7 protein-coding genes are annotated in these 6152 nt (G+C 53.9%); 6 read left to right on the forward strand and 1 reads right to left on the reverse strand.

Annotation, left to right across the window (positions count from 1 at the left end; genetic code table 11):
- Positions 1-15 precede the first annotated feature (15 nt).
- From ACO0LL_RS27935 to ACO0LL_RS27960, 6 genes are all read left to right on the forward strand, one after another.
- Positions 16-747 (forward strand): hypothetical protein, encoded by a 732-nt coding sequence (locus ACO0LL_RS27935; RefSeq protein ID WP_422954093.1) that lies wholly within the window; start codon positions 16-18, stop codon positions 745-747.
- A gap of 386 nt (positions 748-1133) precedes the next feature.
- On the forward strand, positions 1134-1853 hold the full coding sequence (locus ACO0LL_RS27940; RefSeq protein ID WP_422954095.1) for a paraquat-inducible protein A: 720 nt from the start codon (positions 1134-1136) through the stop codon (positions 1851-1853).
- Positions 1846-2502, forward strand: coding sequence for a paraquat-inducible protein A (locus ACO0LL_RS27945; RefSeq protein ID WP_422954096.1), 657 nt, complete (start codon positions 1846-1848; stop codon positions 2500-2502). Before ACO0LL_RS27940 ends, ACO0LL_RS27945 begins: the two co-directional genes overlap by 8 nt.
- Positions 2495-4219, forward strand: coding sequence for an intermembrane transport protein PqiB (locus ACO0LL_RS27950; RefSeq protein WP_422954097.1), 1725 nt, complete (start codon positions 2495-2497; stop codon positions 4217-4219). Before ACO0LL_RS27945 ends, ACO0LL_RS27950 begins: the two co-directional genes overlap by 8 nt.
- Complete coding sequence (locus ACO0LL_RS27955) at positions 4216-4833, forward strand: PqiC family protein (protein WP_422954098.1); 618 nt, start codon at positions 4216-4218, stop codon at positions 4831-4833. The genes ACO0LL_RS27950 and ACO0LL_RS27955 overlap by 4 nt, the downstream gene beginning before the upstream one ends.
- Positions 4834-4926: 93 nt before the next feature.
- Positions 4927-5550 (forward strand): hypothetical protein, encoded by a 624-nt coding sequence (locus ACO0LL_RS27960; protein WP_422954099.1) that lies wholly within the window; start codon positions 4927-4929, stop codon positions 5548-5550.
- 35 nt (positions 5551-5585) lie between these two features.
- Here ACO0LL_RS27960 and ACO0LL_RS27965 read toward each other — a convergent pair.
- A partial coding sequence (locus ACO0LL_RS27965) for a transposase (RefSeq protein ID WP_422954100.1) occupies positions 5586-6152 on the reverse strand: 567 nt, incomplete at its 5' end.

The raw sequence follows: 6152 nt of genomic DNA on the forward strand, positions 1-6152 counted from the left end.
CAACAAAGGAGATGAATGAGCAACACAAATCTTGCGATAGAAACGAAATACGAACACGGTGGCGGCTATGGCATCAACGAAGGTGAATTGCTGTACGCGCTGAGGAAAAAGAGCAAGTTAACGATGCTCAAGATCGTCATCCACGATGTCTGGCTGTGGTCAGTGCTGGTTGGCCTGTTTTTATGGGGGCCGCTGCTATGGAGCCTGATCCTGTATCCGGCCTTCGTGCTTCTGGCTCTGGTGCTGCGCATTTTCATCGACATCCCAAATTCATCTATCAATATGTACGCTGTCGCGCTGGCCTATGCCACTGGCGTCTGGCTGTCACTGCACAAGCAAACCCCGGTGCGTGATTACATGACCAGAAAGCAGCATGCCGCCACCAAAACCCTGCATCTCGATTGCAGCCAGAAACTGCTGGTGGCAGAAGAAGTATATCGTTTTGCATCAGGAAAAAACCGCGTAGTGAGCGTGCCGTTTGAGCATATGTACGCGTGGGTAACCTGGCACCAGGCTGACAAAGAACTGGCGGATGATGATACTTATCTGGACTCCGTCAGCATCTTTCTCAGGCTCAGACTCAACAATAACAGCAGTCTGGACATGGAGTGGGTCAGGAAAAAAATCGGCGACCCGGTTTTTTATCATCAGTACGATAGCAGCAATGCCACGCAGAATGCGCAGGCAAAAGCGAAGTTTGATGAAGTCATGGCTTTGTTTGCGGATTGTGGGATAGGGCAGAAATGAGATTGCCAGATTTTTTTGGATCAGGCCAAATTTATTGTCCACAAAAAAGCACAGAGAAATCCGCTGCCATCAAATGACCCGCAGTTTGTAGGGCGCGCCATGCGCACCGTCACGGCAATGCAAATAAATACTACGGTGCGCACGGCGCACCCTACCAATCCACAACATTCATCGTGCACGGCATAGGCATCTTACCCGGCATGCAACCATCCCATGTGGCGCATTACAATGCGCCCTACGTCACGCTCATATTGTGATCTGCCTATGATCCCGCACCGGGGAAACAAGATACTTGCACGCCATAATCCCCGCTTTAGCCCCTAAAACCCCGGCAAAATCACAATAAACCGTTACCACCGCCGTTATTCTATGATTAATCTCCAAAATTGATTACACTCATATTATTTTCGCCTTATTTTCCTGATATCTACCTGAGCCTGCACCATAACGTGAAGCCCGCCATCAAGCCTGCCCATCAATTTATCGTCTGCCATGAATGCGACCTGGTGTGTGCGGATGTGCCGGTCGCCACGGGTGAGGCGGCGAGTTGTCCGCGTTGCCGGGCTATCTTGTACCGCAATGGCACTGCCAGCATTGATGTGGCACTGGCGCTGGCGATCACCTCGGTGATCCTGCTATTACTGCTCAACAGCTTCCCGCTACTGTCGCTGAAGGTACAGCAGGTCACGCGTGACACCACGCTTTTTCATGCGGCGCTGGCGATGTGGGATGATGGCATGCACATCCTCTCGCTGCTGGTGATTATCACCACGATGCTGGCACCGGCCCTGCAAATCTCGGTGGCGGTCTATCTTTTGTATGTGATCCGTTTTGGTGATGCCGGGCTGGCGCTGGGTGCGCCACTGCGTGCGCTGCAGACCCTGCGGCCCTGGAGCATGGTCGAGATTTTCATGCTGGGCTTGCTGGTGTCGCTGGTCAAGCTGCAACACATGGCCGACATCGTCATTGGCCCGGCCCTGTGGTCTTGCGCTTCGCTGATCTTTTTTACGGCAGCGCTGACCTCGGTACTAACGCCGCGCAATATCTGGCTGTGGGCACATGCCGCCAAAGCCAGCAAGGCAGCCACCGGGGTGAGCCATGTCTGAGCAAGAATACCGCCACATCCCCGCTACCGGGCTGGCGGGCCAGACCGGTGCCTCTGCCGGGCTGATCACCTGCGACATTTGCGAAGCCCTGTGCTGCACCCATGACGAGGCCGCTACCCACTGCCCCATCTGCGGTGCCGCCCTGCATTTGCGCCATAAAGACAGCCTGACCAAATCCCTGGCTTACCTGGTTGCGGCGACAATACTGTACATCCCCGCCAACCTCTTGCCGGTCATGCAAACCAATACCATCTTTGGTACGCAGGACGATACCATCATGAGCGGCGTGCTGGTGCTGATGTATACAGGCTCATGGCCGCTGGCCTTGCTGGTATTCTTTGCCAGCATCGTCGTGCCTTTGCTGAAGCTGTTTTCGATCAGCCTGCTGCTTTACACCTGCTCAAAAAAATCGACCTGGAACCCGCTGCAGCGCACCCAGTTATTTCGCATGATAGAGGCGGTGGGCCGCTGGTCCATGCTGGATGTGTATGTCGTGACAGTACTGGTGGCGCTGGTGCAGTTTAAATCCCTGGCAGCGATACACCCTGGCGGCGGTGCGCTGGCCTTTGGTGCGGTGGTGGTGCTGACGATGCTGTCGGCACAAAGTTTTGATTCACGTTTAATCTGGGTAGCAAAGACGCATGAGTGATCCAACTTCAGAACATCCTGGCCCAGAGGCAGGCAAGCCTGCCGCTGCTGGCACAAGCAATGCAGCAGCCAGCATTGTAGAAACCGTCGATGCAGTCGATGCCATCGTCCCGGTCGTCAAGGTCAGGCCAAAGCGGCGTTTGCCCTCATTTGTGTGGGCCGTGCCTGTCATTGCTGCCCTCATTGGTATCTGGCTGGTGGTGCAAAGCGTGACCAGCCAGGGGCCGGTCATTACCATCACCTTTAAATCTGCCGAAGGGTTGGAAGCGGGCAAAACCAAATTGCGCTACAAGGATGTGGATGTTGGCCACGTCAAGGCAATTGCCCTCTCGCCTGACCGCAAGCGTGTGCTGATCACGGCGCAGCTGATCAAGAGCGCATCAGACATCCTCGCCACCGATACCCGCTTCTTCATCGTCAAGCCGCGCATTTCTGGCGGCTCGGTGTCTGGCCTCTCTACGCTGCTGTCCGGCAATTACATCAGCGTTGATGTCGGCACCTCGTCCGATACCACCAATGAATTCACCGGGCTTGAAGAACCACCACTGGTCAACCGTGATTCACCCGGTCGTGAATTTGTCTTGCACGGTGCACAGACAGGGTCAGTCAATTATGGCTCGCCTATTTTCTTCCGCCACATCAATGCCGGGCATGTCACCAAGTTCCAGCTTGACCGTGACGGCAAGGGCGTGACCATCCGCGTCTTCATCGATGCGCCGTATGATCAATACGTGACCGAGGACACCCGCTTCTGGCATGCCAGCGGCGTGGATATGCAGCTCGATGCCAATGGTCTGCGCGTGACGACAGAATCACTGACATCACTGATAGAAGGCGGCCTCGCCTTCCAGGAACATGATGATGCCCTGCCCGGTGGCAAACCCGCGTTTGAAGGCAGCGTCTTCCCCTTGTTTGAAGACCGCGAACATGCCATGCGCGCGCCGGATACCAAGGTGCGCAGCTTCCTCATGTATTTCCCTGAAAGCCTGCGTGGTTTGTCCAAAGGTGCCCCTGTCGATTTGCGCGGCATTGTCATTGGCGAAGTCAAATCCCTGGGTGTGGAATTTGCCGAGAATGGCCGCCTGCCGCGCTTCCCGGTAGAAATAAGCCTCTACCCAGACCGCCTCAAGGCCAGGGTCAGGACAGGCACGCGCCTGCCTGATGACGATACCGAAGCCAAAGAAAGATCACTGCTCGACCACCTCATCACCCGCGGCTTGCGCGGCCAGCTACGCAGTGGCAATCTGCTGACCGGCCAGTTGTATATCGCCCTCGATTTCTTCCCCGATGCACCGCAGGCAAAAATGGACTGGCGCACCGATTACCCCGTACTGCCCACCGTCGGTGGTGGCCTGGCCGAAATTCAGGAAACCGTAGGCCGCATCGCCAAGAAAATCGACAAGCTGCCTTTCGATAAAATCTCTGGCGAGCTCGTGCAGGCCCTCACCAAACTCAACACCACCCTCGCCAGCACAGAAAAACTCGTGCACCGCCTTGATGTAGAAGTCACGCCCGAGCTGACCTCTACCCTCAAAGAAGCACGCAGCACCCTCAACAGCGCCAACGCCCTGCTGGCAGAAGACGCACCGCTGCAACAAGACATGCGCGAATCATTGAAGCAAGTCGCCAAGTCCGCCCGCGCCGTCGCCAACCTGGCCGACATGCTGGAACGCCATCCAGACGCCCTGGTGTTTGGCAAACAAAAGGTAAAACCATGATGCGAAGCACACACGTCCTGACGATTTCCCTGGCGGGCCTGGCGGGCCTTTTACTGGTCGCCTGCGCCACGCCACCTGTAGAACACCTGTACCGCCTCGATTACCCGCTCGCCAGCAGCAGCCAGGCAGAGGCACTGTATGAACTCGTCGTCGCCACCATCAAACTGCCAGAGGCAGTGAACCGCCAGCAACTCGTCATCCAGAAATCTGCCACAGAATCCATCGTCAGCGACGAACAACGCTGGCTGGCCCCGCTGGACGAACAACTGACCAACGCCCTCACCGCCCACCTGCGCAAAAACCTGCCCGACGCCTGGCTCTTCTCCGACACCGGCATCAACGCAGGCATAGCCGCCACCCCAGGCAACAGCTTGCCCCGCTACCAGGTCAAGGTACAAGTCGATCAGCTACTCATCCAAAGCGGCGAGCAACTCACGCTCGAAGCCAGCTGGGTCGTGCTCGACAGCAGCCGCAAACTGCTAAAACGTGAACACCAGGTGTTTACCGTGCGGCTGAATGGCACCGCCTATGAAGCCGTAGCACCCACCATGTCAGAGGCGGCGCGGCAGTTGGCCGAGCAGGTTGGGGTGAGCGTGGCTGGCGTGCGCAAGTAAATATAGTTACGCACCTAACGTGACGACCCCGGTTTTTTTTCTTTCTGAAAAAAATGATTGAAAGCGACGATTTTGACTTCTGATCTGGACAACATGGATACTCTTGGTCTGAGTTTGGCGTGGCAAATACGCGATGGCAGCTATGTTGACACCCTGGAGATAAAGAGTTTTCTACACTATAAAGTGCCACTCTTTTTACTCGCTGCCAATGTCTACCTGGTAGGAGCGAACTTTGATGATGACAGCTTTGGTGGAGAAGGAAAGATACTGCGTCAATACCTGAAACCGTGCAAAAAAAATGCCTTTCTAGTCGATAAGGCGTTATGTAATGAAGTAGCTTCTCTTTCTCAATATATTTTGGGAAAGCACAATCGCCAACTCGTCAAAGGAAAGCTACCATCTACAGGGGATTTGTTTTTTGAATTTGCACAAAATACTGAGATCACAAGCTTCGATCTGTTATTCAAATCTTCTTTTGCTTTGTCTCATATGTCAGTACAAGAATTCAAGAGAGGTTTGCCGGGATGGCACTCCATTATGGAACCGGGTATCGTTGAAAGACATGTGACGTATATTGTATTTTCTGGACATGGTACACAATTGAATTTTGTTGGCCCGGCAAACGCCATTCGCACTCTGCGCAAACATGCCGAAGGCTTGGTCAGGGATTGGCCAGAAGCTGAATTTTTTCTTGATACTGTTGACTTCCCAAACTGACTATTGAGCCAGGCCCGTAGATACTGTTATGCCAGTCAAGCTAAATGCAAGCTAGCATCGAATGGTTTTCCTGATTTCAATACCCCCAAAGCGACATGTATCAACTTTCTCATCATAGCGCCAATAATGAGCTTGGCAGGTTTCCCGGCTGCGGCTAATCGTTGTCGGAAGACCTTACCCCAGGTGGTTCGATGCAGAGTTACCATAGCGGGCATATAGAGCGCTTTACGAATAAATGTATGCCCAACCTTTGACATTTTTGCTTTGCGACAGACACTGCTGCCAGACTCGTGCTGCTCTGGGTCAAGACCTGCAAAGGCAACAGCCTTCTTTACAGAAGAAAAACGTTCAGAGTCTGCATAATACGAAAGCAGTACAGCAATCGTGCGCTCGCCGAGCCCAGGAACACTGTCTAATAATTTTTGCTTATCTTTTAAATCTGGATCATTATTCATATGATTGTTGATCGACCGGGTCAGTGACTTGATTTCTTTCTCCAGCCACTCAATATGATTAACCAAGCCTTGTCGAATGGCATCACGGGCTACCTCAAGCCGGTTGAGTTCTTGTGTCCGCATCACTTGCAAGGCATCCAGGCGCAA

The organism is Undibacterium sp. TC4M20W (genome assembly GCF_049340245.1).
Taxonomy (GTDB): domain Bacteria; phylum Pseudomonadota; class Gammaproteobacteria; order Burkholderiales; family Burkholderiaceae_D; genus Undibacterium.

Bases quoted from the DNA above. Each gene is read 5' to 3' on its own strand.
- ACO0LL_RS27935 (WP_422954093.1), top strand. From the start codon at position 16: ATGAGCAACACAAATCTTGCGATAGAAACGAAATACGAACACGGTGGC.
- ACO0LL_RS27945 (WP_422954096.1), top strand. From the start codon at position 1,846: ATGTCTGAGCAAGAATACCGCCACATCCCCGCTACCGGGCTGGCGGGC.
- ACO0LL_RS27950 (WP_422954097.1), top strand. From the start codon at position 2,495: ATGAGTGATCCAACTTCAGAACATCCTGGCCCAGAGGCAGGCAAGCCT.
- ACO0LL_RS27955 (WP_422954098.1), top strand. From the start codon at position 4,216: ATGATGCGAAGCACACACGTCCTGACGATTTCCCTGGCGGGCCTGGCG.
- ACO0LL_RS27960 (WP_422954099.1), top strand. From the start codon at position 4,927: ATGGATACTCTTGGTCTGAGTTTGGCGTGGCAAATACGCGATGGCAGC.